This is a genomic window from Streptococcus hyointestinalis, assembly GCF_011039275.1.
In the GTDB taxonomy this organism is placed as follows: domain Bacteria; phylum Bacillota; class Bacilli; order Lactobacillales; family Streptococcaceae; genus Streptococcus; species Streptococcus hyointestinalis_A.
Window position 1 is genome coordinate 1,288,166 of the sequence record NZ_JAAKGB010000001.1, and the last position, 24,313, is coordinate 1,312,478.

Consider the following 24,313-nt stretch of genomic DNA (forward strand, 5'->3'; position numbering starts at 1 on the left):
TATGCAACTAAAAATGATTGGAGATTTTTATGCCTAAAAAAAAACTTGCTTTGTTGTTTCAGCTATTGGCGAAGAGGGAACTGAAATTCGTAAACACGCAGATACAGTCCTTGAACACATCATCAAACCAGCGCTTGAATCAGGATTTGATGTTAAGCGAGTAGATGAAATCTATCATTCTGACAAAATTGACGAAAAAATATTTGAATTACTTATCAATTCTGATTTAGTATTAGTTGATATCACAGACAATAATCCAAATGTCTTTTTGGAACTAGGTTATAGAATAGCTTTAAATAAGCCGACAATTTATATCCGACAGGAAACTCCTGAGAATATTCCATTTGACATCCGAACGATCAATATCATCTCCTACAATATCAAAGATGGTGGAGAAAAGACTCTGGCAAATGTGAAAATTGCAAAAGAAAGAATATCCAACACAGCTAATAATTTAGAATATTCTCCCCATAATGACCTTGAGCAAGGGACTTTAGAGGAAAGACTTTATCATGATATCCTCGAAATAAAGACAATCGTTAACAATATATTTAATGATTTGAACAAGTTTCCCTCACCCGATGATGATAAAGAAGATACATCATCACAATTCATTATCAAGAAAAACTACTAACCATGGCAATAGATAATTCCAATAAATTAAATAATTTCAAAAGATTTTAATAACTATCAAAATTATCTTATCTGATTGCAAACAATATCCCTATACTATTCAAATCATTTTAAAAAATGGACAAGATAATTAAAAACCCTTGGTATATCAAGGGTTTAGAGCGTCATATTATCCACCTTGAGGGAATCGAACCCCCATCTCAAGAACCGGAATCTTACGTGATATCCATTACACTAAAGGTGGCAACAGATATCATTATACCACATTTCAAGCAAAAATAAAAAGATTTATCATCTTGATAAATCTTTTTTGTTATTATAATTCAATATCGCCAAACAAGTCAGCCATTGAGAAACCACTTTGAGTTTCTGGAAGTTCGTAATCACGTTTTTCTTGACGGCGTGGACGACGTGGACGTGATTGACGTTTTTCGTTGTTGTTATCTTCAGATTGTGCTGGACGTTCTTCAAGTGCTTTGATAGAAAGTGATACACGTTCATCAGCAGCATTCACATCAAGAACTTTAACAGTAACGTCTTGACCTACTGAAAGAACATCTTTTGGATTTTCGACACGTTTGTGTGAAATTTGTGAGATGTGAACAAGTCCATCGATACCTGGCAATACTTCAACGAAAGCACCAAAGTCAGTCAAACGTTTTACTTTACCTTCGATAACATCACCAGCAGCAAGTTTTTGTTCAACACCATCCCAAGGTCCAGGTGTAGTTGCTTTCAATGACAATGATACACGACCTGCTTCTTCATCGATAGCAAGTACTTTAACTTCGATTTCTTCACCAACAGAAACAACTGATTTTGGTGACACGTTACGTTCGTGAGACAACTCAGTCACGTGAACAAGTCCGTCAACACCACCAAGGTCAACGAAAGCACCAAAGCTAGTCAAACGAGCAACAGTTCCTTTAACGATAGAACCAACTTCAAGTTTAGAGAAGACTTCTTTACGTGCAGCTTCTGCAGCTTCTTCTACAACGTCACGACGTGATAGGATGAAGCGGTTTTCTGATGGGTCGATTTCTTTGATTTTAGCTTCAAATTCTTCGCCAACAAATTTTTCAGTGTTACGTACAAAACGAGTATCGATCATTGAAGCCGGGATGAAACCACGCACACCTTCGAACTCAACTGAAAGTCCGCCTTTAACAGCACGTGTTCCTTTAACAGTAACAACTTCACCTTCACGACCAACAAGTTTATCCCATGCTTTGCGAGCTTCCAAACGTTTTTTAGAGACAAGGAAAGTTACAGTATCTGTATCTTTACCTACAACTTGACGAAGAACAAGCACTTCAACAGTGTCACCAGCTTTAACAAAATCATTGATATCAGCATCACGATCGTTAGTCAATTCACGAAGTGTCAAGACACCTTCAACACCTGTTCCTTCAATAACAACGTTTGCTTGATTATTATCAACTGTTAAAACTTCCGCAGTGACAACATCACCAGGGTTAACATCGCTAACACTGTTTAGCAAATCTTCAAATTCATTCATTCTAAAAAATCCTCCGACAAAAGTTAGCCTAACTAACTTTTGATAACAATATATTTTTCAAGGTAACCCGCAAGGACAATGACTATCGCTTTTACGGTGTCAAACTAAGTTTGATACCTTTGACTGGGGTAGCTGGATTCGAACCAACGCATGAGGGAGTCAAAGTCCCTTGCCTTACCGCTTGGCTATACCCCAAGATGTATTTTAATTTAAATACTACCCGTTTAGTATCTAAAAAATGGAAGGGGAGGGATTCGAACCCCCGAACCCGAAGGAGCGGATTTACAGTCCGCCGCGTTTAGCCTCTTCGCTACCCTTCCAAAAACAAATACTATTCTAACATAGTTTTTGTTAGTGTGCAAGCCTTTTTCACCATTTCTCATCTTTTCAGGCTCATTTTTTCACAAATGCCTGTTTCGATGTATTTATTAGTGATTGAGGTTATAATCTTCGATGATACTCTCGATGGCTTGGTCAAGTGTTTTGTAAAAGCTAGCCACTTGTTCGTTTTTAATAACAGCAAACTTACCATCTAGCTCTGCGATGTTGCCGACAATGCGCTTTCCAATCACTAATTGACTGCCATCAACAGATGTGGCATTGACAGTAACCTTAGCATCTACAAGTTGAATTTCAATTTTTTTATCTTTTTTTGCCATAACATGCTCCTTTCACTCGTTCTATTGTACACAAAAAGAAGAGAGCTTGCAAGAGCAAGCTCATTTTCTTAGTCTACTTTGACAATCCAGCCTTCTGGTGCTTCAATATCACCAAATTGAATGCCTGTCAATTCATCATAAAGTTTACGTGTAACTGGTCCAACCTCTGTCTCACTGTAAAAGACGTGGAAATCATCGCGGTACTGGATACCACCGATAGGTGAGATAACGGCTGCTGTGCCACAAGCTCCTGCTTCAGCAAACTTATCCAGCTCATCAATCTTCACATCACCCTCAATAGCTTCCATACCAAATCTTTCTTTAGCCAAGTAAAGCAGTGAATACTTGGTCACAGATGGCAAGATAGATGGGCTTAGTGGTGTGATGAATTGATTGTCCCTTGTGATACCAAAGAAATTGGCTGATCCGACTTCTTCAATCTTAGTGTGAGTGGCAGGATCTAGGTAAATAACGTCTGAGAACTGATGGTCGTGAGCGTACTTACCAGGCAAGAGACTAGCGGCATAGTTACCACCAACCTTAGCGGCACCCGTTCCGTAAGGGGCTGCACGGTCGTAATGTTCAGAAACGATAAAGTTTGTCGGTGCCAAGCCACCCTTAAAATAATTGCCAACAGGCATGGCAAAGATGGTAAAGATATACTCATCGGCAGGCTTAACGCCGATAATATCCCCCACACCAATCAACAATGGACGTAGATAAAGGGTCGCACCTGTGCCGTAAGGCGGCACAAACTCTTCGTTTGCTCGAACGACCTGCTTAGCTGCGTCGATGAATTTTTCCGTTGGTACTTGCGGCATGAGAAGGCGGTCTGCTGTTCTTTGCAGGCGCTCTGCATTTTTATCTGGGCGGAAAAGCTGAATAGAGCCATCCTTGGTACGATAAGCCTTCAGGCCTTCAAAAGCTTGTTGTCCATAGTGAAGGGCTGGTGAGCTCTCAGACAAATGAAGGGTGGCATCTTCTGTTAATTGTCCATCGTCCCATTTGCCGTCCTTATAGTAAGAAATATAACGAAATGGTAATTTGCGATAAGAAAAACCTAGATTTTCCCAGTCAAGTTCTACTGTCATGGCGTGTCCTCTTTCCTGTTTACTTGTATTATATTGTACGCTTTTTTCACGGTTTTTCAAGTGTTTTTCTAAAAATTCAGAAAATTTTCTTTGGTCACATCTCTAAAGAGAGATGTTTCCTAGCTTTTCAAGCATAATTCATAAAGACCTCTGACGCTGTTGCAAGCATAGATAGCGTCAGCTTTTTTGAGGCTACTGAGTGTCAATTGTTTCTCAATGATTTGCCCTTTGTCAATAAGGAACCTGCGGTAAATGCCGTCTACGATACCAACATCAACAGGCGGTGTATAGTAGCTATCACCATATTTCAAAACGATATTACCAATTGACGTTTCCTGTAAAAAGCCATCTGGTGAGATGAAAATCTGCTCATGAGACACACTTGGAATATGCTTGCGGTAAGTGGTTTTAAAATAATAAAAGGGAGTATCAGCTGGTTTCTCTCGCTGGACAAGCACAGCCTCTGTCATGCTAGCTGCTAGCGGCAGCAATTCCTCACAGTCAACCGTGAACTGCCCTAGCTTATCGAGACGCATGCGGCAGCGATAGATCTTTTGCACATCTAGCTGCTCACACAAGGCTGATAGCTGCGCACAGATAGTCTCCTCATCAAAGGGATAAGCAAAATAACGACTGGCTTCGCTTAGACGCTCTAGGTGTTGGTCACGAAAAGTCACTTGAGCATTTTCAATCTTAGCTGTTGTCAAAAGCTCAAAGCTAGGCTTGGTGTGGGTGAGCACAGCGCTTTTTTGCTGAGTTTCTATGTACTCGTCCTGCCACTGGCTGTCCCATGTGATACCTCCTCCAACACCGTAGTAAGCTTTTCTACCCGCTATCTGAAGCGTCCTGATGGCAACGTTGAAGAGCGCATCGCCATTTGGCAGACAAAGACCAATCGTCCCGCAATAGACACCTCGTGCCTGCGTTTCAAGCTTCTCAATAATCGCCATGGTCGCAATCTTGGGCGCTCCTGTGATAGACCCGCAGGGAAAAAGAGCTTCAAAAATAGCAGGCAGTCTCTTATCTTTTTGGAGTTTGCTTTCGATAGTGGAGGTCATCTGCCAGACGGTCGAGTACTGCTCCACTTGGCACAGTTTAGCGACTTGAACGCTATCAATCTCTGAAATGCGCCCCATATCGTTACGCAGTAAATCAACAATCATCAGATTTTCCGCACGATTTTTCGTATCTTTCTTGAGCCATTCCTTGTTTTCGAGGTCACTTGCTGCTGTTAGTCCTCGCTTAGTTGTCCCTTTCATGGGGCGTGTGATAAGTTTTTGCCCTCGCTTTTCAAAAAAGAGCTCTGGACTGACAGACACCACAGCAAAGTCATCATGGGCAATGTAAGCATTGTAAGAAGCGCCCTGCTCAATCACGAGACGATTGTAAACAGCGAGGGAATCAGCTGCCAAATCTGCACTCAAACAAGTCGTGTAGTTGACTTGATAGGTATTGCCTTGTCTAATCTGCTCGTGAATGGCACTGATAGCCGCTTGGTAGGCAGCTTCTGTGACAGCATTGTCCCACTGAGTCGGCATAGTGACTGACTCGTAACTGCTTGGAAAAGGGACTTCTTTTGCAGACTTGTGAACGGTGAAATAAGCCAAATATTCTTGTGATAAACCTTCTTTTTTGACCGCAAAATGAGCTTCAAAAGCTGGTGCCGCTTCGTAGCTGACATAGCCTACGACATAGTAGCCTTTATCTTGATAGGCCTGCACCGCATCAAGCACTTGCTTCACATCGCTGAGTTTTCTCGCTACAAGCTCTGCTATTGGTTCAGTAAAAATGAGACGTTTGCCTAAGGCCTTAAAATCAATAATGGTCTTTTTATGCATGCTCACTTCCTACTTCTTACGTCCATCCTTTAGGCGCACCAGCACTCGAAATTGGCGCTCTGGATGGGTATCTAGCTTTGCCATTTGTATCTGTGCTTCCAAGATATCCGCATAGCCAAAATAGATGAGCTGAAAGAGACGTTTGTTTTTGCCTTGTGGTACATAGCCAATCTTGGTGTCGCCGTAAAAGACAGCGACAGCTTCTGGGTCGTGGATGTTGTTTGGTTCAGCCTTTAGAGAGACTGGTGCTCCCAAGGTCAACTCGCTAATCACGTCAAGCCCGTCATGGTAGGTAAATCCTGCCAAATGAAAATCACAAAAATGCCTGCTCAGCTCAAATCCTTTTACAATATCAGTCATGGTTATCCTCCTACTTCTATCTGACATTATAGCAAAAAGACAAATGAAAAACCAAGTAGAATCCTACTACTTGGTCACAAAAGTATCGTTGATAATGCGAGCAGACAGCACTTCCTCGTCTGAGATAGTCTCTGAGATGAAGCTACCATTGCTTGTGCGCTCTGAGAGCGATAAGTCTGACAGCACGACACGGTAAACTTGTCCTGTGGTCGAGAGGATTTCAAGTTCTTGTGGAGCATTTGTGCTATTTTCTGCGGTAAATAAATCAAGCGCTGCGTCGTCAGCTCGTAGGCTACCTGCCTTAAAGACACGGTGCGGTTTTGACTTGAGCTCACGTAGAACGAGAAGTCCACGCTTGGCTCTGCTAGTTGGGGCAATGACATCAACTGCCATGCGCTTGAGACTACCACGCTGGGTCAAAAGATAAAAACTATCTGTCACAACAAGAAAGGCACTGTTGATGACGTCCCCGTCTTTGAGATTCATGGCTTTGACACCAGCCGCTTTGTTGCTGACAATGGGCACTTCCGAGCTATTAAAGCGCAGAGCGTAACCTTTTTGCGATACCAGCATGACATCCTCATCATTTGCAAAAGTCAATAGCACCACACGGTCTTTGTCGTCTTTTAGCTTAGCGTATTTGAGTGCTTTTGACTTGTAAGTACGCCACGGTGCGATGTCTGAGCGCTCAAAGCGCTTGATTTGTCCGTGAGCAGTGACTGCCATGTAAACTGCTGATGTCTCAAAGTCGTCGACAAGCTCCGCATGAATAATCTCCTCCTCAACGCCGTAAGTAGTAATAGTCTGCGACAAATGCTCACCGATTTCCTTCCAGCGAATGTCAGCCAGTTCATGCACAGGACGGTAGATGACATTGCCAAGGTTGGTAAAGAGCAGCAAGTGCTGCGTGGTCTTTGCCTGCGCAAGGAAAATCAGCTCATCATCCTCACGCTTGCCGAGTTCTTCTAGCGTCGACGCCGAATAAGAACGTGGGCTAGTGCGCTTGAGGTAACCGCCACGCGTCACGCTGACATAGGTGTCCTCAGTCACGATAAGGCTGGCGCTGTCAATCTCAATGACCTCTGCTTGGTCTTGCAGTTCAGACAGACGTGGGCTGGCAAATTTTTTCTTGACCTCACGCAGTTCTTTTTTCATGACATTGTACATGGTCCGCTCATCACCGATAATGGCTTGCAGGAGCGTAATGCGCTCACGAAGGCTCGCTTCTTCTTCCTCAAGCGTGACAATATCGGTATTGGTCAGGCGATAGAGTTGAAGCGTCACGATAGCTTCTGCCTGTGCCTCGGTAAAGTCGTAGCTGACCTTGAGGTTTTCTTTGGCGTCCGCTTTATTTTCAGACGCTCGGATAGTCGCAATCACCTCATCCAAGATGGAAATGACACGAATCAGCCCCTCAACGATGTGCAGGCGTTTTTCTGCCTTTTCCTTGTCAAAGCGAGAACGGGAAATGATGATATCCTTGCGGTGTGCGATGTAGCTGGACAGCATAGCAATCAAGCCCACCTGACGAGGCGTGTAGTGGTCGATAGCTACCATATTGAAGTTATAGTTGATTTGCAAGTCGGTGTATTTGAGCAGGTAGTTGAGGATGGTCTCTTGGTCTGCGTCTTTCTTTAGCTCAATGGCAATGCGAAGCCCTGTACGGTCAGACTCATCACGCACTTCTGCAATACCAGGTACCTTGTTATTGAGGCAAATCTCGTCGATTTTTTTCACCAGCGTGGCTTTATTGACCTCGTAAGGAATCTCGGTCACGACAATCTGCGATTTACCACCTTTTAGCGTTTCAATCGCTGTGCGAGAACGCACCACGACACGACCTTTGCCGGTCTCGTAGGCTTTCTTAATCTCGTCACGCCCTTGGATAATAGCGCCTGTCGGAAAATCTGGTCCTGGCAAAAACTCCATGAGCTTGTCTAGCTTCGCCTTTGGATGGTCAATCAGATAAACCACAGCGTCAATGACTTCCGCTAAATTGTGCGGTGGAATGTCCGTGGCATAACCAGCAGAAATCCCTGTCGCACCATTGACTAGAAGGTTTGGAAAGGCAGCGGGAAGAACGGTCGGTTCTTTTTCCGTATCGTCAAAGTTCCAAGCAAAAGGCACGGTCTCCTTGTCAATGTCCTGCAAGAGATATCCCGCAATCTCAGATAGACGCGCCTCGGTATAACGCATAGCCGCAGGCGGGTCACCGTCCATGGAACCATTGTTCCCGTGCATTTCCACTAAAATCTCACGGTTTTTCCAGTCCTGAGACATGCGCACCATAGCGTCGTAGATGGAGCTATCACCGTGCGGGTGAAAATTCCCCATGATATTTCCGACGGATTTCGCTGACTTGCGGTAGCCCTTGTCAAAGGTATTGCCGTCCTTGTTCATGGAGTAGAGAATACGACGCTGAACAGGCTTTAGCCCATCACGAATGTCAGGCAGCGCCCGCTCTTGAATAATGTACTTGGAGTAGCGCCCAAAGCGCTCTCCCATGATGTCCTCTAGGGACATGTGTTGAATGTTGGTCATAAGATTCCTCTTAATTTTCTAATCGACTCCTATTTCCCTTTTCCTAACTCTCCACCCAATGACAGATGTAGTCTGCCACGTCCTGCCAACCTGTTTGGTTGAGGGTATTGTGGGTTCTTTCATCAAAGCACTTGTAGTCTACTTGGCTGTTTTTGTCCGTGTAGGCTTTGGCGTTTTTGAGGTTAATCTTGGCGGGCTGTGACTTGTCAGCCCCTCCTGCGATAAAGAGCAGCGGCGCATGCGGTTTTGCAAAATCAATGGCTTCGATAGTTTTTGCCACTTGCTTACTGCTTGGTAGCGTGTAGCTCTCTCTAAAAACCTTGGTCTCCTCAAAGGTGAGGTCGTTGGTCACATAGGTGTGGTACCACTTATCCGACATCCAAACCGTAGGCGCTTTTGACAATGGGTTTAATAACTGAAGGTTAGAAACGATAAAGTTCCAATCCAAAATCGCTAGGCCTTTTGGCGGACCAGAGTTGACACAAACCGCCTTTGCAGCACAATCCAACTCTACTAGTTTTTGGACAATAACGCCACCCAAGGAATGCCCGATGAGAATCGGCTTTTCAGTGAGTTTTGCGATGTAGTCTTGATAATAGCTGACCACATCAGAAAAAATCAGCTGCGCTAAAGCAGGATTTGGAGATTGTTGCAGCTCTGCTATTCTTCCGTCCAAGTAAGGCCATGACGGCGCATGTACCGTGTAACCTCGCTCCTCAAAAAAGCTCTTCCAGTCCGTCCAGACCTTATTGTTATTCATAAAGCCATGAATAAACACAATCGTTTTCGTCATACTCTCTCTTTTCCCTCTAAAGCTCTAGCAAAAACAAGAGCGAATCCCTGTCGGGATAATCATACTGCACTGGCAAATCATCTTTTTCGATGCGGACAAATCCTTTTTTCTCGTAGAAACGATGAGCAGCGTGACAGTTGGCTGGCGTGTCTAGCACGATAGCGTCCAGCTCTTTTTCCTTTGCCGTCTCAATTAGCTTGTCATAAAGCGGCGTTGAGACGCCCTTGTCACGCCCGCGGTAGTCTGGATGAACGAAAAATTTCTTGAGCACACCGGTCTTTCCCTTGACTAGAAAACCAATAGTGCCTACCACCAAGTCCTCGTCGTTGACCACAATCCAGAAATTGCCACCCGTCTCAAAATAGTAACGAGGAATGGCATTCATATCTGGCTGTTCCTCTAGCGACAAGTCTACCTTGTTGTCATAGTTTTGCAGGTAGAGAATAAGCGCAATAACTTGATTTTTATATTTATCTTCGTAGGGTTTTAGTTGCATTTTGCTTTACTCCTATCTTTTCCGAAAGCCATGACCGATAAAGGAAAAGCCGACAGCCTTGTAAAAGTCGTCTTCTTCTGAGACCAGCTCCAGCCGTGTCTTGGGATGACGAGCGCTTATCTCCTCTATCAAGCGCCTGCCTAGACCTTGCCTGCGGTAGTTTTTGGAGACAATCAACTCCCCGATAAAGGTCATCTCAACCTCGTCCGTCATATAACGGGCAAAGCCGACAATCTCCTCATCGTCTACCAAAACCAAGTAAATAGACAGGGGAGCGGCTAACATCTTTGCGACCTTGTCTTTACTAAAGTTTGTCCATCCCTCAGCCTCGTAAAGCACAAAAATCCCATCTAGGTCACTAGGCTTCCCAAAACGTAGTGTAATATCAGCCATTGCAAACACCTCCTAAAACACTGTATTTTCCTCCAAGGTAAACTTGACATTGTCTTCAATCCACTTGCGACGTGGGGCGACTTTATCTCCCATGAGGGTATTGACACGGCGCTCAGCACGTGCAAGGTCATCAATAGTCACCTGAATGAGCGTACGGCTCTCTGGATTCATGGTCGTCTCCCAGAGTTGGTCGGCATTCATCTCACCGAGCCCTTTGTAGCGCTGCAGACTCGCTCCCTTGCCAAAGCTCTTGCGCAATTCCTCAAGCTCGCCATCTGTCCAAGCATAAGCGATTTTCTCAGACTTGCCTTTGCCTTTACTCATCTTATAGAGTGGCGGCAAGGCGATGTAGACGTGCCCCTTTTCAACCAGCGGACGCATGTAGCGGTAGAAAAAGGTCAACAGCAGCGTCTGGATGTGCGCACCGTCCGTATCCGCATCGGTCATGATGATAATCTTGTCGTAGTTGATGTCCTCAATTTTAAAATCACTCCCCACACCAGCACCTATGGTGTAAATCATGGTGTTGATTTCCTCGTTTTTGAGAATGTCTGCCATCTTAGCTTTAGCGGTGTTGAGTACCTTACCACGTAGCGGTAAAATGGCTTGGAACTTGCGGTCACGTCCTTGCTTGGCTGAACCTCCCGCAGAGTCTCCTTCGACCAGATAGAGTTCATTTTTAGCTGGATTTTTAGACTGGGCTGGGGTCAATTTTCCAGACAACAAGCCCTTGTCTTTCTTGTTTTTCTTGCCATTGCGACTAGCGTCACGGGCTTTTCGTGCCGCCTCACGAGCATCACGGGCTTTAATGGCTTTTTTGATGAGGTTGGTCGCCACCTCACCATTTTCTAAAAGGAAAAAGGTCAGCTTTTCAGCGACAATGCCCTCAACAATGGGACGAGCAAGAGGACTGCCTAGCTTGTCCTTAGTCTGCCCTTCAAACTGCAAATACTCCTCAGGCACGAGGATAGACAGCACGGCAGACAGCCCCTCCCGGTAGTCAGCACCCTCTAGATTTTTGTCTTTTTCTTTTAAAAGCCCCGTTTTTCTGGCGTAGTCGTTCATAGCTTTTGTCAGGGCTGACTTGAGACCTGTCTCATGCGTCCCGCCATCCTTGGTTCTGACGTTATTGACAAAGGAGAGGATATTGTCAGAAAAGCCGTCGTTATACTGTAGTGCCACCTGCACTTGAAACTCCTGCTCACTGCCCTCGATAAAGATAACAGGCGTTAGCGTTTCCTTGTCCTCGTTGAGGTAGCTGACAAAGTCCTCAACACCATTTTCATAGTGGAAGGTTTCCTTGACCGGCTCGTCACCTCGCAAATCCGTCAGCGTCATGGTGACGTCCTTTAAGAGAAAAGCAGACTCTTTCAAGCGCTCACAAATGGTATTGAATTTAAACTCCGTTGTTGAAAAAATGCTGGCGTCTGGCAGGAAGGTTACTTTTGTCCCTGTCTGATTTTTAGGCACTTTGCCGATTTTTTCAAGCGTTGTGACAGGTTTTCCGCCCATTTCAAAGCGCTGCTTGTAGAGATTGCCGTCACGTTTGATTTCTACTTCAAGCCATGTTGAGAGGGCATTGACAACAGATGAGCCGACACCGTGAAGACCACCAGAGGTCTTGTAGCCACCTTGACCAAACTTCCCTCCAGCGTGAAGCACAGTAAAAATCACCTCAACAGTAGGGATTCCCATAGCGTGCATGCCAGTTGGCATTCCACGACCGCTGTCTGCGACACTGACAGAACCATCCGCATTTAGCGTCACATCAATCTGCTGACCAAAGCCAGACAGTGCTTCGTCAACTGCATTGTCGACAATCTCCCAAACCAAGTGATGCAGACCTGTGCTATCGGTGGAGCCGATATACATCCCAGGGCGCTTGCGAACCGCATCAAGCCCCTCTAGCACCTGAATAGCGTCATCACCATAATTTGTTATATTAATATCATTTTTAGGCATTTGAACCTCCAGAATAAGTCATCTTTTCTATCTTACAAGTTTTTGGCGATTTTTGCAAAATAAATTGCTATTTTTCAAAAAGAATTTAGCTAAAAGGGCTTTATGTGATATACTAGAAACATGAGAGTTTTCGTTTTTATTTTAATCGCTTATTTATTAGGATCCATTCCTAGTGGGCTTTGGATTGGAAAGATTTTTTACCACACAAACCTTAGAGAGCACGGCTCTGGCAATACAGGAACCACCAACACTTTTCGTATCTTAGGTGCCAAGGCTGGTATCACCACTTTTGTTATCGATGCTCTAAAAGGGACTATCGCCACTTGCCTGCCTGCCCTTTTTGGCGTTAGCGTCAATCCGCTTTTGTTTGGTTTTTTTGCCATCATCGGGCATACTTTTCCGATATTTGCAGGCTTTAAGGGAGGAAAAGCCGTTGCTACTAGTGCTGGGGTACTGCTGGGCTATTCACCGATTTTCCTCATCTTCTTGCTGATTATTTTTGGCATTGTGCTGTATTTGTACAGCATGATTTCGCTAGCCAGTGTCGCTGCAGCTAGTGTCGGTATTATTGGCGTTTTGGTCTTTCCTGCCTGCCACTTTATCCTGACCAGCTACGACCCACTCTTTATGATAATAACGCTAGCCATTGCCACACTTATCATTGTCAGACACCGAGAAAATCTGAGCCGTATCCGTCAGAAAAAAGAAAATATCGTACCTTTTGGGCTCAACCTCAGCCATCAAAAGCCAAGTAAATAATTCTAGCTAGACACAAAACGCTGAAACACAAAAGTTTCAGCGTTTTTTTATGTACTATTCTAGCTTTCTGCGACTTCAGCCGAAATTTGCCACATGACACCAAACTTATCTACCAAGTTGGCATAAGCAGGCGTCCAAAAGGTTTCCTGCAACTCCATAAAAATTTCCTTGGCATCCACAGACAAGGCAGCATAAAGCTTTTTAGCCGTTTCAACTGAGTCAACAATCAAGGTTGGCACAACATTTTTACCTGCTTGATAGGCATAGTCTGGACTTTCGTCAGAGATTTGCAAAAGTAAGCCATCAAAAGCTAACTGAGCATTTAGCACCAAGTGCTTTCTGTCTTCGGGGCAGTCTGGCACCATCTCACCCCAGAGTTTGAGACTCACAAGCTCTGCGTCAAATACATTTTTGTAAAACTCAACTGCTTCTTGACCGTTGCCGTCTGTCACGATATAGGTGTCAATACGTTTAATCATACTAGCTCCTTTTATTTTCCTTATGTTTCCATTATACTGAAAATCAGAAAATAAGACGAGCTATATGCTCCTAGAGCCTAGCTGATGTAAAGCCTGTTTTGTCCGCTTCAGTAATCTCTCGAATAACACGGCAAGGCACGCCAGCAGCAATGACGTTGGCTGGGATGTCCTTGGTGACAACGCTACCAGAGCCTATGATGGTATTGTCTCCGATAGTGACGCCTTGATTAATATGCACACCTGCACCGACCCAGACTTTATTGCCAATCGTGACTCTCTTTGCGTAGCAAGCGCCTGCTGCTCGCTCACTAGCGTCAGTAGCATGATTTGATGTGTAAATACCGACACGTGGACCAAACAGCACATCATCACCAATCTCAATCCCACCACCATCTAGCAGCACACAGTCAAAGTTAGCATAGAAATTTTTACCGATAGCGATGTTGTAGCCAAACTCACAGCGAAAGTTGGGCTCAAAATAACAATTGTCTCCAACGGACTTCAGAAGCTTTTTGAGTAAGTCTTGTCTAATCTTTTCATCTTGACCAAAGGCTTGATTGTAGGCATTTGTCAATAAAACAGCTGCTTGTCTTGCCTTGATGAGTTCAGGTGTTAGGTCATCATAGACCGCTCCTGATAGGATATCTTGTCTTTGTTCTTCTAAGGTCATCGTTTTCTCTCCTTGTGTGATTAGGCAAAAAGCCCCAAAACTGGGGCTTTGATGTTAATGACGTTTTCTACGAACACCGATAAGACCAACTAACAAGAGGACAAATCCAACCAAAACTGCTGCAATAGAGCGATTGCTTGCTGTCAACGGCAGCGTCAATAAGTCCCCATCAGCAAATGCTAAGGCTTGTCCAAAATAGAGATTGTCTTTTACCTTGTTTTGCCCATGTGCTACTTGCGCTTTGGGCCTAAAGGCTGCTGTCTGATAGCTGACTGTTATGGTCTTCGTTTGACCACTAGGACTGAGCTCTAGTGTTGTAGTGGTCGTTGTGTTTTGTGTTGTTCGTTGCGTATTGTTTTTTGTCGGTTTTGTCTCTTCTGGTGTTAGGTATGTTGCAAGCTCACTTGCTTTTATAGAGATAGTGCGTGAGTTTGGATTGATAACAGCGTACTTGGTGAGGTCTGCTTTTGCCAAGAAGTCTGCAAAAACACCATCCATGGAAGGACCTTCCTCACGACTACCACCAAGCATGGTGTAGCCGTCACCGCCAGCAGCTAGGAAGTCATTTGTCGCTAGATAATAAACCTTATCAAGCACCAAGTCTTTATAAGTCTGGCTTTCATGGTCTAGGATTTGTATAGCTAGAACACGCTGGTCAGCTGGTAAAGTTGTGTCATAATAAACTCGTGCACCAGAAATTTGCAAGAAACCGCCACTTGGCTCAAGTAAAGGCTGTCCATTTTCATCTAGGACGACATTGCCGTTGCTGTCGACTTGATTGATAGAGCCTAGAGACTTGATGAACATGTCTTTGGTTTGCTGACCGGTCACTTCAATCTGTGAGATGATATTGCCAAAAGGAAGAACAGCGATGATGTCGCCTTTTGTGATTGGCTTATCTTTTTGGATGGTCTCACGCAAGCCACCACCGTTTGTCACAGCGAGGTCAGTTGGGTGTGAGAAGCCTGTTTGACCGTAGTCGTAGAGAGCGTCAGCAACGATATTTCCAAGATTGGTCTCACGAACACGAACGTTTTCACGTTGCCCATTGAGCTCCACTGGGCTCTTGTCTAGGACAACAACGGCATTTTCAGCCGCATACTTTTCTTGGATGGTCTTGACAAGTGCTGCTACAGTCTCGTCTTCCTTTAGAGCCTTGCCGGCTTCTGTTGTGATGAGGCTGTTTTCAAGCACTTTTTCAGAATTCAGCACAATCTTCCCAATGTGATTGAGGTAGCTACCTGTTTGGTTGTAGGTGACATTGCCATAGGTATCAACCTTTGCTGTATGCGAATGCCCATCTAAAACCAGCACATTTTTTCCAGAAAGTAGAGCATTTTGCGATAAAGCTTCAGCCAATGTAGAGCCTTGCCACTCAGCTGGTGTCGTTGTGTCCACACCTAGGTGAGCAAGGATGATGTATTTATTGTAGCTCTTACCCTCTGCCTTAGCCCTTGCTTCAATTTCAGCGATGACAGATGTCACCTCTGCAATTGGGTCGCTAAAGGTCACACCGACAACATTTCTAGGGTGCGTTTTGGTAGCAGTCTCAGGTGTCGTCACTCCGATAACCACCACTTCATCGCCCACAACTTCTTTATTTTTATCAATAATCGTTGAGGCTTCAAACAAACGTGCACCGTTGACATAAGTATTGGCGCTCAAAAGCGGAAACTGCAAAAGCTCTTTTAGTTTTTTGAGCTGATCCAAGCCAAAGTCAAACTCGTGATTGCCAATCGCCATGGCGTCATAGCCAATCTCATTCATGAGTGTCGCCATGTCCTCACCCTTGGTGCTATTTGAAATCGGCAAGCCTTGGAAAGCGTCACCTGAGTCAAGTACCAAAGTCGTTCCCTGACTTCTGCTTTCCTTGACTGCTTCTGCTAACTTGGGTGTCCCGATGACAGAGCTTTCCTCAACAATACGCCCATGCATGTCATTGGTATGAAGGACAGTGATGGTGTCATCTGAATTTGTCTCACTTGTTGACGCTAGCTCTTCTGACTGATTATCAGCTGTGCTTGTGTCCTCTGTTGTAGCTGCTGGCGTTTCTTCTTGTGCTTGGTTTGTAGACTCGGCTGTAACTTCTGCGACTTCAGCTGATGGTGTGTTTGTCTCTACAGGTGATGGTGTTGCCTGTTCGTTTGATACAACGCTTGTTTGCTGGCTAACATTACTCTCCTGTACTAGACTGACCTCTGTCTCATCAGCAGCGACCTGCCCTGCCAATAAAGTTGTTGAAATAAGAACAGTTGACAATAGCAAACTTTTCTTTTTCATTGAAAACCTCCCAAATAATATCGTACTTGGTAGCTTACAGCTACCGCTATTACCTCTATTGTACACTATTTTTTACATTTTTGGAAATCTTTAGACAATATTTTAAGGATTTTTTTAGTTTGATATGAAAAGAAGCAAGATGTTCTTCTTGCTCCTTCCTATTTGCGATACATTTTAAACTGCAGATAGAGGTCATTGTAAATGCCCAGCCACTTGAGTCCTAGATTGTCGTAGACTTCTAGATGGTTGATAGTGGACTGGTCAGGATAGAATGCCTTATCTTCTCGAAGCGCTTTTGGCAGAAGTTTTTTAGCGGCTTGGTTAGGTGTCGCATAGCCGATATACTCTGCATTTTGCGCAGCATTTTCAGGTTTTAGCATAAAGTTGATAAAGGCATAGGCTTGGTCTTTGTGCTTGACTGTTTTAGGGATAACTAGATTGTCAAACCAGAGGTTTGAGCCTTCGCTTGGGACGATGTAGCGCAGATCAGGATTGGACTCCAGCATTTCACTAGCCTCACCAGAAAAAGTCACACCAATAGCAGCATCTCCCTGTATCATATAACCCTTCATCTCATCACCAACAATCGCCTTGATGTTTGGTGTGAGTTTTTGTAATTTCGCTAGAGCTTGCTTGAGTTCAGTCATATTTTTGGTATTGACACTGTAACCTAGGGAGTTGAGCCCAACACCCATGACTTCACGAGCTCCGTCAACTAGGAGAATGCTGTTGCGATAGCTACTATCCCACAAGTCATCCCAATGCTTGGGTGCGGTCTTGACTAGCTTAGTATTGTAAACAATACCAACTGTTCCCCAAAAGTAAGGAATGGAATAGTCGTTATTGGTATCAAAGCTCTTGCCAAGAAACTCACTGCCGATATTTTCCAAACCCTTGATACGCTTTTTATCCAGCTTGATGAGCAGATTTTCCTTAATCATCTTGTCAATCATGTAATCACTAGGAACCGCCAAATCATAGGTCGTCCCACCTTGCTTAATCTTAGTGTACATGGCTTCGTTAGAGTCAAAGGTCTCATACTGCACCTCGATACCTGTCTCTTTGGTGAACTTGGTAATCAAGGCAGGGTCGATATAGTCTCCCCAGTTATAGATGACTAGCTTATCCGACTGGGCGCTCGTGCTCGTCGTCTTTTCCATGATGGTCATGCCCACAAAGAGTAGAACAATAACCGCTACAATACCTAAAATAAAGGAATATAATCTACGCATGCTTGTCCTCTCTTTCTCTGACGATATAGTAGTAGCCAATAACTAGCAAGATACTAAAGAGAAAAACAATGGTTGAGAGGGCATTGATTTCTAGCGAAATCCCACGTCTTGCTCGGGAGTAAATCTCAACAGACAGCGTTGAAAAGCCATTTCCTTGGACAAAGAAAGTCACTGCAAAGTCGTCTAGCGAGTAGGTAAATGCCATGAAAAATCCAGAGATGATAGCCGGCGTCAGATAAGGCAACATGACCTCACGCAACATCTGCCAAGTGGTCGCCCCAAGGTCATAAGCCGCATGAATCATGGCGTCATTCATCTCCTTGAGTCTAGGAAGCACCATCAAGACCACAATCGGTATGGAAAAGGCGATGTGACTCAGTAAAACTGAGACAAAGCTCAGCTGAAAACCAAGCGCTGTAAAGAGCAAGAGAAAGCTCGCCCCAATCATAACATCAGGTGCCACCATGAGGATGTTATTCAGCGACAGCACAGTCTGCTGGCGTTTTTGCTTGACTTGATAAATCCAAATAGCGCCAAAAGTCCCAATAGCAGCCGCTAACAGAGCACTTAGAAAGGACAAGAAAAAGGTCTGCAGCAAAATCAACATCAAGCGACTGTCTGAAAACATGTCCTTATAATGCTCAAAGGTAATCCCTGTAAAGCCATTCATGTCACCTCCGCTGTTAAACGAATAGACAATCAAGTAAAAAATAGGAATATAGAGGATAATAAAGACAAATGCCAAATAAAAATGTGCTAGTTTTTTCATCGTTTTCGCTCCTTTGTCAACCACATCACGACAACCATGGCGAGAATTAAAATCACGCCGATGGTTGAGCCCATTCCACGATTTTGCGTGGTCAAAAAGTGCTGTTCAATAGCTGTCCCAAGCGTAATGACACGATTGCCTCCGATGAGACGTGTCAGCATGAAAAGGCTGAGGCTGGGGATAAAAACAGACTGCACACCACTTCTGACACCATTGAGCGACAAAGGAAAGATGACTTTTCTAAAAGTCTGCCAGCTATTAGCGCCAAGGTCGTAGCTGGCATTGATGAGATTTTGGTCAATATCATCCAGCGCATTAAAAATAGGCAGTAACATAAAAGGCAACTCAATGTAGCTCGCTACAAAGATAAAGGCAAAGTCAGTAAAGAGCAGCTGCTTTGAGCCGATACCGATGAAATTTAAGAATTGATTGATACCACCCTGCTGGCTAAAAATTCCCATAAAAGCATAAGCTTTTAGAAGCAAGTTAATCCAAGTGGGCAAAATAACCAGCATGAGCAGCAACTGTTTGTGCTTAAACTTGGTCAGCGCATAGGCTGCTGGGTAGCTGATGACAAGCGTCACTAGGCTAATAATCCCCGCATAAAGGACCGAATTGACACTCATGAGCAGATAAGTCCAAGAGCTAAAAAAGGTCTTGTAATTATCTAGCGTAAAGCGCCCTTGAATGTCAAAAAAAGACGTCCAGATGATGAGAGCCACAGGCGCTAAGACAAAGAGAAAGAGCCACAGGAGGTAAGGAAGCGAAAAAAGACTAGAGGTTTTCTTCATGACGCTCCTCCTCAATGGCATGGATAAGCCCTTCTTCTGGCTCCTCAAGGTCAACGTATTCTTCGATACGAGCGTCAAACTCTTCCTCAGTTTCATTGAGACGCATGATATGGATATCCTCAGGGGTGAAGTCAAGTCCGATAACCTCACCCTCGATGGCTTTTCTAGTCGAGTGAATCATCCATTCATTGCCAAGCTCATCATAAGCGATAATCTCATAGTGCACCCCTCGAAAGAGCTGGGTGTCAACAGTGACTCTGAGTTTGCCCTCATCTGGCAATGTGATTTGCAAGTCCTCTGGGCGAATAACCACTTCAACAGGCTCATTAGGGCGCATACCACCGTCAACTGCCTCAAACTGCTGTCCATTGAACTCCACTAGATAGTCCTTAATCATCTTCCCTGCGATAATATTGGACTCTCCGATAAAGGTCGCCACAAAATGGTTAATCGGCTCATCGTAGATGTCAACAGGTGTCCCAGACTGGACAATCTCACCGTCATTCATGACAAAAATCCAGTCACTCATAGCAAGTGCTTCTTCTTGGTCATGCGTGACAAAGACAAAGGTAATGCCAAGGCGCTGCTGCAACTCACGCAGTTCATACTGCATTTCCGTTCTTAGCTTCAAATCAAGCGCAGACAGGGGCTCATCAAGTAGGACAACCTTTGGTTGATTGATGATGGCACGAGCGATAGCGACACGCTGCCTCTGCCCACCGGACAATTTTTGAATGGCACGCTTTTCAAAACCATCAAGACGCACCATCTTGAGCGCTTCTGTGACACGCTCTTTGATTTCTTTCTTGTCCACTTTACGCAACTTTAGTGGAAAAGCGACGTTTTCAAAAACTGTCATGTGCGGAAAGAGAGCATAGTTCTGAAAGACGGTGTGCACGTCCCGTTTATTGATGGGAATATCATTGATACGCTTGCCGTCTAGATATACATCTCCAGAAGTGGCGTCTAGGAGACCTGCGATAATGTTTAAAATCGTTGATTTCCCACTTCCAGATGCCCCAAGAAGAGTGTAGAACTTCCCTTCTTCCAACTCAAAGTTGATGTCCTTTAGGACAACTGTCCCGCTATCTTCAAAAACCTTTGACACATGTTTAAATGAAATAATAGGATTAGTCACTTGACATAAAACCTCCACAGAGCGCTAATCGCTCTCACTTTCTCCGATAATTCTAACTTCTGGCTCTAGTATGACACCAGATTTTTCCTCTACTCTTGCAATCACTTGTGCAATCAGGTCTTCATAGTCTTTTGCAGTACCCTCTGCGACATTGACCATGAAACCAGCGTGTTTCTTACTCACTTCAACGCCACCAACACGCACGCCTTGTAGACCTGCTTCGCTGATGAGTTGCCCCGCAAAATGCCCAACAGGACGTTTAAAGACAGAACCGCAGGACGGATACTCAAGTGGCTGTTTAAGCTGACGAAGATGCGTCAGACGGTCCATCTCCTGACTAATCAGCGTGTAGTCTCCTGGTTTTAGCGCAAACTTAGCAGAGATGACAATATCGCCCTCATCCTGCAGGATAGAGTGGCGGTAGCCAAACTTCATCTCACGAGCGTCTATGGTGCGCACCTCACCTGCTTTATTAAGCACTTGGGCAGAGACTAAGATATGCGCAATCTCGCCACCATAAGCGCCAGCATTCATATAAACGGCTCCGCCGATACTGCCTGGAATACCGCAGGCAAACTCAAAACCAGTCAAGCTATGAAAACGAGCGACACGTGTCGTCTCAATCAGATTGGCACCTGCTTCAGCCTCGATGATGTAGCCGTCAACAGTGATGGTATTTAGCTTGTCAAACATAATGACAAAACCACGAATGCCTCCATCACGCACGATAAGGTTACTAGCATTTCCTAGCACCATCCACGGAATATTTTCTTGATTGGCAAAGCGAACAATGCGTGAAAGCTCGTAGCGGTTTCTTGGAAAAGCCAAAAAATCTGCTGGTCCACCAACCTTGGTATAAGTATACTTTTTCAAAGGTTCATCAATACGAATATCAATTCCCTTTAACTCTTCATGTAGTTTATTAAGCATTTGACACTAAAGTAGCTGGGACAGTTGTCTCAGCTTTCCTTCATTTTTTATTCTCATACAGGTAGAAATACCTACACACATTATAGCAAAAAAAAGCAATTCATGCTATACCTTTCCAAAGTCTGCCTTATTATTCTATTGTTACATTTTGAACTTTTATGCGACAATTCTGCCATTTTGACTTGACTTTTACTTTTGATAATTATATAATCTAGTTATCAATACTAGATGAGAGGTGTTTTTATATTATGACTTATCATTACCCGAGCTGGGACGAGTTGCCAGCTATTGATCTCTATCTCGATCAGGTATTGCTCTATGTCAATCAAGTCACGCAACATAATATTCCAAGTGACAAGGGGCTAACCGCTTCAATGGTTAACAACTATGTCAAACACGAACAACTCACAAAACCAATCAAAAAAAAATACAACCGCAAACATTTGGCGCGTCTGATTGCGATTACCGCTTTAAAAAACGTCTTTTCTATCCAAGAAATTAGCCAAACCTTAACCATACTAACCGCTAATGACCAGTCCAAAGAAAGCTACGATGGCTTTGTAGCTTGCATGAATGAGCAAGAAACAAACGGACTGCCTGAGGTTGTCATCTCAGCTTGTCAAACGCTAAAACTCTATGACCACACACAGAAACTGGTTCAAAACCTAGAAGGAGAAGAGTATGAGCCCAACACAAACCATGAAACTGAGTAAACAACTAACCTTTGGAGAAGAGGTCGCAAACAGTGTCACCCACGCTGTCGGCAGCCTCTTGATGCTTATCCTACTGCCTATCACAGCCTCTTATAGCTACCAGCAGTACGGTCTAGCAGCCTCTGTTGGGATGTCTATCTTTGTGATTAGCTTGTTTCTCATGTTTTTATCATCAACCATCTACCACTCCATGTCCTATAATTCACCTCAAAAGTACGTCTTGCGTATTATTGACCACTCGATGATTTATATCGCTATCGCAGGCAGTTACACACCAGTAGCGCTATCCCTTGTCGGTGGCTGGCTAGGTTACGCCATTATCATCCTGCAGTGGGGAACGACTATCTTTGGGATTTTGTATAAGATTTTTGCTAAAAACATCAATGAAAAATTCAGTCTCTTTCTCTATCTGATGATGGGCTGGCTAGCAGTCTTTATTGTCCCTGCTATTGTGACAAAGACAGGCTTAGCCTTTTGGCTTTTGATGTTAGCAGGTGGCTTGTGCTACACCATCGGTGCTATCTTTTATGCTAGAAAGCGTCCTTATGACCATATGATTTGGCACCTCTTTATCCTGCTTGCTTCAGCTCTACAATATATCGGCATTGTCTACTACATGCTATAAGCTTGGATATTTTCCAAGCTTTATTTTTTGGCACAAAAAAAAGCCGTTAAGGATGGAACTTTAACGACTTTAGAGAGGTTATACTCCCGTAACATGATAATAGACTTTAAAAACGAGGAAGTCTATTCAGTTGTGAAGAGACAAGTCCCATCACTAGTCAACACTTGGTATAGAAAACTATACCTTAGCTAGACCGTTCTCCCAAAAACAAGTCTAGCTAAAGAGGTGTTTGATTGCACTCGTACAACCTTTCCCTTTTTCATTATCTATTATCTCTCATTTTGATACAATTGTCAATATACTTGTTGCATTTTTTTAAAATGTCTAGTAATGAGAGGAAAATGTTTTTACCATAGAAAAAACAGCAGGCTTTTGCCTGCTATTTTCATTAGTTAACTGCTGACCAGTCAAACTGACTAAAAGTTTTGTACAAATCCCCAAAGTTACCTTTGTAACCGAGGTCTTTGCCTTTATAAGTGACACTTAAGACAGGAGTGCTGTCAGGCAGAGTGACACAGCCTGATAGTGCGAGTAAGAACTCATCAGGATTGTCATAAACCTGCTCTCGCTCCATTTGGTAAGAATCACGATAGCGTAGTGTAATCATAAGCTATCCTCCTTTCTGCTTGTCACGCCTTCTCTTTTGTGCTGTGGATTTGCCTGCGCTAGTCGTCCGTAGAGGAGATAATCTACTTGGCGTAAATCCGCAATGTTCTTGCAATTCAGAGCACACATGATAAGGCGCAACTCTTCTTTCCAGCCGTTGATAATGGCAATCACTTGGTCTACTTGATAGCGCTCAACAAGCTCTAAAACCGTCCGTGATAGCCCGACTGCCTTAGCACCAAGCACCAAGCACTTAATCATATCAAGGGGATGGCGAACGCCACCTGATGCTAAGATGTCCATCTTGTCCATCATAGGACTTGCATTTATTAGGGCTTGTACAGTTGTCTGTCCCCAATCGTTTAGATAATCAAGCTTTTTGCCACGTTGATTTTCGATGTAGGCAAAGCTGGTACCGCCTCGACCAGAAATATCGACGCAACGAATGCCCAGCTCATAAGTTCTCTTGATACTGGCAAGATCCATACCAAAGCCGACCTCTTTTAGCATGAGAGGGGTTGAGAGATTTTGCACATAGTCCTGTAGATGGCTCTGCCACTGACTAAAATCCCGCTCGCCCTCTGGCATTAGAAGCTCTTGCATGACATTGACATGGACTTGTAAAAAGAGCGGCTGCATGCTCTTGGTGGTCTTAAGCGCTGCTGAGAGGGGCTTGTCTAAGCCGATATTGGTTGCGAGTTTAAGCTTTGGATAGTCCTCGTGTCGTGGATAGGATTGGTCATGAGGATTTTTGAGGGCAGCACTGTAGGAGCCTGTCACCATGACAAGACCTGTCGCCTCTGCTACTTGCGCTAGCTTTTGATTGACCGCTGCTGCTTTTTGACTCCCTCCTGTCATCGCATTGATGTAAAAAGGAAAGTCAAAGTCCATCCCTAAAAAGCTAGTACTAAGGTCAATGTCACAAAGAGCGTACTTGGGCAGAGACGCTTGAATCAACTCCATCTCATCAAAGCTATTGTAGGGTGACTGATAGGTAAGAGCGTGCTTGATGTGGTCATCCTTGCGATTTCTCATA

24 protein-coding genes and 3 tRNA genes are annotated in these 24,313 nt (G+C 44.2%); 4 read left to right on the forward strand and 23 right to left on the reverse strand.

Translation table 11 applies throughout. The features are described 5' to 3' along the window. Positions 1 to 268 precede the first annotated feature (268 nt). Positions 269 to 634, forward strand: a complete 366-nt coding sequence (locus G5B60_RS06185; RefSeq protein WP_164683233.1) for a hypothetical protein — start codon at positions 269 to 271, stop codon at positions 632 to 634. 171 nt (positions 635 to 805) lie between these two features. Here the strand turns inward: G5B60_RS06185 and G5B60_RS06190 are convergent. The 13 genes from G5B60_RS06190 to parE form a co-directional block, all read right to left on the reverse strand. After that, positions 806 to 877 (reverse strand) — tRNA-Arg (locus G5B60_RS06190). A 72-nt stretch (positions 878 to 949) separates the two neighbouring features. Then, positions 950 to 2,152, reverse strand: coding sequence for a 30S ribosomal protein S1 (gene rpsA, locus G5B60_RS06195; RefSeq protein ID WP_115269246.1), 1,203 nt, complete (start codon positions 2,150 to 2,152; stop codon positions 950 to 952). 123 nt (positions 2,153 to 2,275) lie between these two features. After that, positions 2,276 to 2,347: transfer RNA gene (locus G5B60_RS06200), tRNA-Gln, on the reverse strand. Positions 2,348 to 2,391: 44 nt separating this feature from the next. Then, positions 2,392 to 2,472, reverse strand: a tRNA-Tyr gene (locus G5B60_RS06205). Positions 2,473 to 2,580: 108 nt separating this feature from the next. Further along, complete coding sequence (locus tag G5B60_RS06210) at positions 2,581 to 2,811, reverse strand: DUF2969 domain-containing protein (RefSeq protein ID WP_164683234.1); 231 nt, start codon at positions 2,809 to 2,811, stop codon at positions 2,581 to 2,583. 68 nt (positions 2,812 to 2,879) lie between these two features. Beyond that, positions 2,880 to 3,962, reverse strand: coding sequence for a branched-chain amino acid aminotransferase (locus G5B60_RS06215; RefSeq protein ID WP_277423791.1), 1,083 nt, complete (start codon positions 3,960 to 3,962; stop codon positions 2,880 to 2,882). Between the two features lie 59 nt (positions 3,963 to 4,021). Then, entirely contained in the window at positions 4,022 to 5,740 is a 1,719-nt protein-coding gene (gene pabB / locus G5B60_RS06220) for an aminodeoxychorismate synthase component I (protein WP_164683236.1), read from the reverse strand. A gap of 9 nt (positions 5,741 to 5,749) precedes the next feature. Beyond that, positions 5,750 to 6,100 (reverse strand): HIRAN domain-containing protein, encoded by a 351-nt coding sequence (locus tag G5B60_RS06225; RefSeq protein WP_164683237.1) that lies wholly within the window; start codon positions 6,098 to 6,100, stop codon positions 5,750 to 5,752. A gap of 66 nt (positions 6,101 to 6,166) precedes the next feature. Continuing rightward, positions 6,167 to 8,641, reverse strand: coding sequence for a DNA topoisomerase IV subunit A (gene parC, locus G5B60_RS06230; RefSeq protein WP_164683238.1), 2,475 nt, complete (start codon positions 8,639 to 8,641; stop codon positions 6,167 to 6,169). A 43-nt stretch (positions 8,642 to 8,684) separates the two neighbouring features. Continuing rightward, a complete protein-coding gene (locus tag G5B60_RS06235) occupies positions 8,685 to 9,434 on the reverse strand; it encodes an alpha/beta hydrolase (protein ID WP_164683239.1) in 750 nt (249 codons plus the stop codon). A gap of 16 nt (positions 9,435 to 9,450) precedes the next feature. After that, a complete protein-coding gene (locus G5B60_RS06240; RefSeq protein WP_115269232.1) occupies positions 9,451 to 9,930 on the reverse strand; it encodes a GNAT family N-acetyltransferase in 480 nt (159 codons plus the stop codon). A 12-nt stretch (positions 9,931 to 9,942) separates the two neighbouring features. After that, positions 9,943 to 10,323: a GNAT family N-acetyltransferase gene (locus tag G5B60_RS06245; RefSeq protein WP_164683240.1), complete on the reverse strand. Its 381-nt coding sequence runs from the start codon at positions 10,321 to 10,323 to the stop codon at positions 9,943 to 9,945. 12 nt (positions 10,324 to 10,335) lie between these two features. Then, positions 10,336 to 12,285, reverse strand: coding sequence for a DNA topoisomerase IV subunit B (gene parE / locus G5B60_RS06250; RefSeq protein WP_164683241.1), 1,950 nt, complete (start codon positions 12,283 to 12,285; stop codon positions 10,336 to 10,338). 120 nt (positions 12,286 to 12,405) lie between these two features. On the opposite strand from parE, the gene plsY reads away from it, so the two are divergent. After that, positions 12,406 to 13,044: a glycerol-3-phosphate 1-O-acyltransferase PlsY gene (gene plsY / locus G5B60_RS06255; protein ID WP_164683242.1), complete on the forward strand. Its 639-nt coding sequence runs from the start codon at positions 12,406 to 12,408 to the stop codon at positions 13,042 to 13,044. Between the two features lie 59 nt (positions 13,045 to 13,103). Here plsY and G5B60_RS06260 read toward each other — a convergent pair whose 3' ends face one another. From G5B60_RS06260 to murB, 8 genes are all read right to left on the reverse strand, one after another. Beyond that, a complete protein-coding gene (locus G5B60_RS06260; RefSeq protein ID WP_164683243.1) occupies positions 13,104 to 13,523 on the reverse strand; it encodes a VOC family protein in 420 nt (139 codons plus the stop codon). Between the two features lie 70 nt (positions 13,524 to 13,593). Continuing rightward, the gene (locus G5B60_RS06265; protein WP_164683244.1) at positions 13,594 to 14,193 is read right to left on the reverse strand and encodes a sugar O-acetyltransferase; all 600 of its coding nucleotides are present in this window, start codon (positions 14,191 to 14,193) and stop codon (positions 13,594 to 13,596) included. A gap of 54 nt (positions 14,194 to 14,247) precedes the next feature. Then, complete coding sequence (nt5e, locus tag G5B60_RS06270) at positions 14,248 to 16,473, reverse strand: cell surface ecto-5'-nucleotidase Nt5e (RefSeq protein ID WP_164683245.1); 2,226 nt, start codon at positions 16,471 to 16,473, stop codon at positions 14,248 to 14,250. Between the two features lie 158 nt (positions 16,474 to 16,631). Next, entirely contained in the window at positions 16,632 to 17,705 is a 1,074-nt protein-coding gene (locus G5B60_RS06275; RefSeq protein ID WP_164683246.1) for an ABC transporter substrate-binding protein, read from the reverse strand. Continuing rightward, positions 17,698 to 18,474, reverse strand: a complete 777-nt coding sequence (locus tag G5B60_RS06280; RefSeq protein ID WP_164683247.1) for an ABC transporter permease — start codon at positions 18,472 to 18,474, stop codon at positions 17,698 to 17,700. Before G5B60_RS06280 ends, G5B60_RS06275 begins: the two co-directional genes overlap by 8 nt. Next, entirely contained in the window at positions 18,471 to 19,265 is a 795-nt protein-coding gene (locus G5B60_RS06285) for an ABC transporter permease (protein WP_115269214.1), read from the reverse strand. The genes G5B60_RS06280 and G5B60_RS06285 overlap by 4 nt, the downstream gene beginning before the upstream one ends. After that, on the reverse strand, positions 19,249 to 20,403 hold the full coding sequence (locus G5B60_RS06290) for an ABC transporter ATP-binding protein (RefSeq protein ID WP_164683248.1): 1,155 nt from the start codon (positions 20,401 to 20,403) through the stop codon (positions 19,249 to 19,251). The genes G5B60_RS06285 and G5B60_RS06290 overlap by 17 nt, the downstream gene beginning before the upstream one ends. Positions 20,404 to 20,427: 24 nt before the next feature. Further along, a complete protein-coding gene (gene murB / locus G5B60_RS06295) occupies positions 20,428 to 21,333 on the reverse strand; it encodes a UDP-N-acetylmuramate dehydrogenase (protein WP_164683249.1) in 906 nt (301 codons plus the stop codon). Positions 21,334 to 21,581: 248 nt separating this feature from the next. Between murB and G5B60_RS06300 the strand changes: the two genes are divergently transcribed. After that, a complete protein-coding gene (locus G5B60_RS06300; protein ID WP_164683250.1) occupies positions 21,582 to 22,046 on the forward strand; it encodes a DUF1836 domain-containing protein in 465 nt (154 codons plus the stop codon). Then, the gene (gene trhA, locus G5B60_RS06305) at positions 22,015 to 22,671 is read left to right on the forward strand and encodes a PAQR family membrane homeostasis protein TrhA (RefSeq protein ID WP_164683251.1); all 657 of its coding nucleotides are present in this window, start codon (positions 22,015 to 22,017) and stop codon (positions 22,669 to 22,671) included. Before G5B60_RS06300 ends, trhA begins: the two co-directional genes overlap by 32 nt. A 388-nt stretch (positions 22,672 to 23,059) precedes the next feature. Here the strand turns inward: trhA and G5B60_RS06310 are convergent, their stop codons facing one another. Both G5B60_RS06310 and fni read right to left on the reverse strand, forming a co-directional pair. Further along, positions 23,060 to 23,278 carry a DUF4649 family protein gene (locus G5B60_RS06310; protein ID WP_164683252.1) on the reverse strand — a complete coding sequence of 73 codons (219 nt, stop codon included), beginning with the start codon at positions 23,276 to 23,278 and terminating at the stop codon, positions 23,060 to 23,062. Beyond that, entirely contained in the window at positions 23,275 to 24,312 is a 1,038-nt protein-coding gene (fni, locus tag G5B60_RS06315) for a type 2 isopentenyl-diphosphate Delta-isomerase (RefSeq protein ID WP_164683253.1), read from the reverse strand. The genes G5B60_RS06310 and fni overlap by 4 nt, the downstream gene beginning before the upstream one ends. Between the last annotated feature and the right edge of the window lies 1 nt (position 24,313).

What these genes read in the sequence shown, in the direction of transcription:
- nt5e (WP_164683245.1), bottom strand. Translation starts at nt 16,473, where the DNA reads ATGAAAAAGAAAAGTTTGCTATTGTCAACTGTTCTTATTTCAACAACT.
- pabB (WP_164683236.1), bottom strand. Translation starts at nt 5,740, where the DNA reads ATGCATAAAAAGACCATTATTGATTTTAAGGCCTTAGGCAAACGTCTC.
- murB (WP_164683249.1), bottom strand. Translation starts at nt 21,333, where the DNA reads ATGCTTAATAAACTACATGAAGAGTTAAAGGGAATTGATATTCGTATT.
- parC (WP_164683238.1), bottom strand. Translation starts at nt 8,641, where the DNA reads ATGACCAACATTCAACACATGTCCCTAGAGGACATCATGGGAGAGCGC.
- G5B60_RS06285 (WP_115269214.1), bottom strand. Translation starts at nt 19,265, where the DNA reads ATGAAGAAAACCTCTAGTCTTTTTTCGCTTCCTTACCTCCTGTGGCTC.
- plsY (WP_164683242.1), top strand. Translation starts at nt 12,406, where the DNA reads ATGAGAGTTTTCGTTTTTATTTTAATCGCTTATTTATTAGGATCCATT.
- G5B60_RS06300 (WP_164683250.1), top strand. Translation starts at nt 21,582, where the DNA reads ATGACTTATCATTACCCGAGCTGGGACGAGTTGCCAGCTATTGATCTC.
- G5B60_RS06265 (WP_164683244.1), bottom strand. Translation starts at nt 14,193, where the DNA reads ATGACCTTAGAAGAACAAAGACAAGATATCCTATCAGGAGCGGTCTAT.
- G5B60_RS06235 (WP_164683239.1), bottom strand. Translation starts at nt 9,434, where the DNA reads ATGACGAAAACGATTGTGTTTATTCATGGCTTTATGAATAACAATAAG.
- fni (WP_164683253.1), bottom strand. Translation starts at nt 24,312, where the DNA reads ATGAGAAATCGCAAGGATGACCACATCAAGCACGCTCTTACCTATCAG.
- G5B60_RS06260 (WP_164683243.1), bottom strand. Translation starts at nt 13,523, where the DNA reads ATGATTAAACGTATTGACACCTATATCGTGACAGACGGCAACGGTCAA.
- G5B60_RS06225 (WP_164683237.1), bottom strand. Translation starts at nt 6,100, where the DNA reads ATGACTGATATTGTAAAAGGATTTGAGCTGAGCAGGCATTTTTGTGAT.
- trhA (WP_164683251.1), top strand. Translation starts at nt 22,015, where the DNA reads ATGAGCCCAACACAAACCATGAAACTGAGTAAACAACTAACCTTTGGA.
- G5B60_RS06240 (WP_115269232.1), bottom strand. Translation starts at nt 9,930, where the DNA reads ATGCAACTAAAACCCTACGAAGATAAATATAAAAATCAAGTTATTGCG.
- G5B60_RS06245 (WP_164683240.1), bottom strand. Translation starts at nt 10,323, where the DNA reads ATGGCTGATATTACACTACGTTTTGGGAAGCCTAGTGACCTAGATGGG.
- rpsA (WP_115269246.1), bottom strand. Translation starts at nt 2,152, where the DNA reads ATGAATGAATTTGAAGATTTGCTAAACAGTGTTAGCGATGTTAACCCT.
- G5B60_RS06310 (WP_164683252.1), bottom strand. Translation starts at nt 23,278, where the DNA reads ATGATTACACTACGCTATCGTGATTCTTACCAAATGGAGCGAGAGCAG.
- G5B60_RS06275 (WP_164683246.1), bottom strand. Translation starts at nt 17,705, where the DNA reads ATGCGTAGATTATATTCCTTTATTTTAGGTATTGTAGCGGTTATTGTT.
- parE (WP_164683241.1), bottom strand. Translation starts at nt 12,285, where the DNA reads ATGCCTAAAAATGATATTAATATAACAAATTATGGTGATGACGCTATT.
- G5B60_RS06210 (WP_164683234.1), bottom strand. Translation starts at nt 2,811, where the DNA reads ATGGCAAAAAAAGATAAAAAAATTGAAATTCAACTTGTAGATGCTAAG.
- G5B60_RS06280 (WP_164683247.1), bottom strand. Translation starts at nt 18,474, where the DNA reads ATGAAAAAACTAGCACATTTTTATTTGGCATTTGTCTTTATTATCCTC.